This is a genomic window from Streptomyces sp. FH025 (assembly GCF_017427025.1).
Lineage (GTDB): Bacteria > Actinomycetota > Actinomycetes > Streptomycetales > Streptomycetaceae > Kitasatospora.
Genome location: NZ_JAFLNG010000746.1, coordinates 1 through 3,607, shown reverse-complemented (window position 1 = coordinate 3,607; position 3,607 = coordinate 1). Strand labels below are relative to the sequence as shown.

Here is a 3,607-nt window from a genome sequence, read left to right as displayed (position 1 = left end):
TGCCGACGAGCTGACGCTCAGCCGCATCCTCGCCAACTACTCCTACACGCCGGCGGGTTCCAACGCCGCGCCGGTCCTGCTCGGCACCCTGCTGGACCCGAAGCCGATCGCCGCCACCGGCAACTACCTCGGCTTCCGCTGGAACTTCGGCAGCGAGAAGGAACGGGACGACTGGACCAACTCCCGCAAGGCGAGCGACAACACGTTCGGCACTCCGGTGACCAACACCATCGCCATCGCCACCAAGGGCGTCTTCGCCGAGGCCGTTCTCGGCCGGTCCAACTCGGCCGAGAAGATCGACCTCACCCGTTTCTGGAACTGGAAGGACTCGCCCATCCAGATCACGCCGGCCGACATCGCGCCGGTGTCCACCGCCTCCCGCGCGCAGAACCTCGACACCACGGTGGCCGCCCTCGGAGCCACCCAGGCGAAGTTCACCCCGCTGGTGGCGATGCCCGACCCGGTCGGCCTGCAGACGGCACAGGCCATCGCCACCGCGAACCTGTTCCGCGACATGAGTGGCCTCAACACCATGGGCCAGGTGCTCACCAAGGGCATCGAAGCTGCCGCCAGCAACGACAAGGACGCCGGCCAACGCGCCCAGGAGGCGTTGAAGACCGCCACCGAGCACCTGCAGAAGATGACCCAGATCGCCGTCGACGCCGCCGGCAAGGTGGCACCGGCCGTGACCGGTGGCGGCGCCAACCTCAGCGCCCTCGGCGGCATGCTGAACCAGGGCAAGTCCGACGCGTCGTCCACCGGCGGCTCCGCAGCGAAATCCTGATCACCTCACCGCGCGGGCCCGGACTGCCGTCCGGGCCCGCCCCGCCTGAACGCCGACAGCCATCGAACGGGTATGCCGGAGATTCATGGCACACACGTCGTCTTCCGACGGCTCCGAGCGGCATTCGGAAACGATCAGTCAGGCGGTCAGCGGGTAGCGCGAGTCCAGGTCGCGGAACACGGCCCCGTTGAGCACGAAGGCTCGCTTGCACTCCTCGACCACCCGGCGCCGTTCGATCTCGTCCATCGCCGTTCCAGCCGCGTCCAGCTTGGCCCGGTACTCACGCTTGAAGGCGGCCGGGTTGTCGACCTCCTCGAACACGTAGAACCGCACGCCGTCGCCCTTGCGTTCGAAGCCCCAGGTCTTCTCGGCCACGCCCCGTATGATCTGGCCGCCCGACAGGTCGCCCAGGTAGCGCGTGTAGTGATGGGCGAGGTACCCGGCCGGCCACTCGGCGGCCAGCTCCTCCACTCGCGCGACCAGCGCGGCGGTGGCCGGCAGCGGCGCCAGCCCGTCCCGCCAGTCGGGCCCGCGCAGGTGCGCCAGGTCACGCTCGATGGCGGCGGTGCGCAGCAGCGACCGGTCGATGAACGGGCCCGCCAGCGGGTTCTCCGCGAGCTGATCGGTCCGGCTCTCCAGCGCCTGGTAGACGTACCAGAGCTGGCCGGTCAGGTCGGCGTACGCCTCCACCCCGAGCCGTCCGCCCAGCAGGCGGCTCATGAACGAGGACTGCTCCGCGGCCTCGTGCTCCTCACTGCTGGCGGTCCGGAGCACGGTGGAGAACGGGACGGGCTCGGGCGTGGGCATGCGGCCTCCAGGGATCGGACGTGGCCGGGTCGAGTTCGGCCCCGGTATTTTTGGTTAGCCTAACCTAACTTAGCGTCTTGCCGACATCCTGTCGGTAAGAGCAGCCTAGCTCCGGCCCCTGCGGACCCTCATCGAAGCCCGCGACCGGTGGCGGGGGAGTCGCCGTCCGCTGTCAGGGTGTCGAGCGGGTGATGGTGGTGAGGGCGTGGCGCAGGGGGGCGCCACTCGACGGGCGGTCGTGCCAGCGGGCGCCGATGTGGCCGTCGGGTCGGATGAGGAGTGCTCCGTGTGGGCGGAGGTCGCAGAGGTCGGTGTACTCGCCGGGAAGGGCCTCGATGTGCAACGGCCATGGTGCAGTGGGCTGTTGCTCCCAGTGAGCGGGGTCCGGGGTGAGCAGGGTGAACCACTCGCCGAGAGCGTCGAGTGTGGAGCGGTCGGGTGTGAGCCAGAGGTGTGGCATGCGATGGCCCGGCTTCGCGGCGGGGACGTAGTCCGTGCCCGTGTCGGATGCCTCGGGTGGGGTGCCGTCGTCGGGGAGGACTGCGGTGGAGTGGTAGGTGACGCCCAGCACGAGGCCGAGTTGAGCGAAGTACCGTTCCGACCAGGGGAGTTCGACGTGGGCCGGCAGTGCTTCGCCGGTTCTGCGCTGCTCGCGGCGTCGGTCCTGCACGTGGAGGAGGAGCCGGGTGTTCGCCACCGCTTGGCGGAGGGTCCGGCGGGCGACGGGTTGTCGCTCGGTCTCGTAGCTTTCCAGCAAGTCCGGCCCGGCCCACCCGTGGAGAACGCCGGCTAGCTTCCAGCACAGGTTGTGCACGTCGGCGATGCCCGCGTTCATCCCCAGGCCGCCGACGATCGGCACCGCGTGCGCGGCATCGCCGGTCAGCAGGATCCGGCCGTGACGGAAGCGCTCGGCGACGAACGCGTTCATCACCCAGTGCTGGACCCGCAACACCTCGACGTGTACCTCGGCGCCGGGGCTGAGGGCGCGCGAGAGGAGGGCGGGCCAGTCGGCGTGCGCGGCGTCTCCGGGGGTGGGGACGAACCAGGCCCAGCCTCCTTCGGGATAGAGCGGGGCGAACAGGCCGTGCGCGGTGAAGTAGACGCCGGCGGGCTGGTGGGCGCACCAGCGGTCGAGGTCGGCGTCGAACACGACGGTGGTGAAGTCGCCCATCGCTCCGGGGTCGGTGGTGTCGATTCCCAGCAGTCGTCGGACGGTGGAGTTCGCGCCGTCGGCGGCGAGTACGTAGCGGGCACGGATGCGAGTCCGGTCGCCGCGTCGGTGGTCGACGAGCAGAGCCGTGACGCTGTCGGTTTCTTCGGCGAGGTCGACGAGTTCGACCCCGAAACGCACCGGGGTCCCTGCCGCGGCGAGCAGGGTGGGTTCCAGGCGGTCCTGTGAGGTGACCGCGCCGGTCACGGGGCTCTCGGGTACCGGTGCGTTGATCCCGACCATCGCGGCTGTGGCGAAGTCGCGGTCGCACAGGGTGTCGCGGAAGCGGATCCGACCGTACTCCGGTGCGAACGCGGCGGCCGTGATCCCGGCCGTGAGCCCGAGCTGGCGGTAGATCTCCATCGAGCGCACGTTGACCAGCCGGGACCGCGGGAAGGGTGACAGCTCGCGGTGTTTCTCGACCAGCAGGACCGGCACGCCCCAGCGTTCCAGGAGCGCTCGGGCGGTGAGCCCGACCGGCCCGCCACCGACGATCAGTACCGCGACCTCGGCGTCCGCTACGGGCATGTCGGACTCCTCCCGCTCACCTCGGGTCCGGTGGGGGCGCTCGGTGGCCTTCGGCGATGCTGGGTCTCGGGATTTCGGCTGGTCCCCGTAGCGCTCGCGACCCGAACCGCCACGATCAATTCTCCCGGCTCCACGGCCGACCGCAATGTCCGCGCGTCGACGTGTACACCCGGTGAGGGCCGCGGTCATCGGCCCAACTGATCGTTCAGAACGAGCCGAGCTCTGGGTCTCGCGCTCGACGATCTCGCTCGGCCGGGCTTCGGCGTGGTGCTCCCGGG

At 70.1% G+C, this 3,607-nt stretch carries 2 protein-coding genes and 1 pseudogene; 1 reads left to right on the top strand and 2 read right to left on the bottom strand.

Going from position 1 to position 3,607, the window contains the following annotated elements; translation table 11 throughout:
• Window positions 1-784 (top strand): annotated as a pseudogene (locus J0670_RS33160) (hypothetical protein); the annotation flags it as partial.
• Window positions 785-922: 138 nt separating this feature from the next.
• Here J0670_RS33160 and J0670_RS33155 read toward each other — a convergent pair.
• Both J0670_RS33155 and J0670_RS33150 read right to left on the bottom strand, forming a co-directional pair.
• A complete protein-coding gene (locus J0670_RS33155) occupies window positions 923-1,591 on the bottom strand; it encodes a heme oxygenase (biliverdin-producing) (RefSeq protein WP_207815884.1) in 669 nt (222 codons plus the stop codon).
• Window positions 1,592-1,763: 172 nt separating this feature from the next.
• A complete protein-coding gene (locus J0670_RS33150) occupies window positions 1,764-3,329 on the bottom strand; it encodes an FAD-dependent monooxygenase (RefSeq protein ID WP_207815883.1) in 1,566 nt (521 codons plus the stop codon).
• Window positions 3,330-3,607: the final 278 nt, after the last annotated feature.

Excerpts from the sequence above, each read along its gene's own strand:
- J0670_RS33155 (WP_207815884.1), bottom strand. The coding sequence starts at position 1,591 with ATGCCCACGCCCGAGCCCGTCCCGTTCTCCACCGTGCTCCGGACCGCC.
- J0670_RS33150 (WP_207815883.1), bottom strand. The coding sequence starts at position 3,329 with ATGCCCGTAGCGGACGCCGAGGTCGCGGTACTGATCGTCGGTGGCGGG.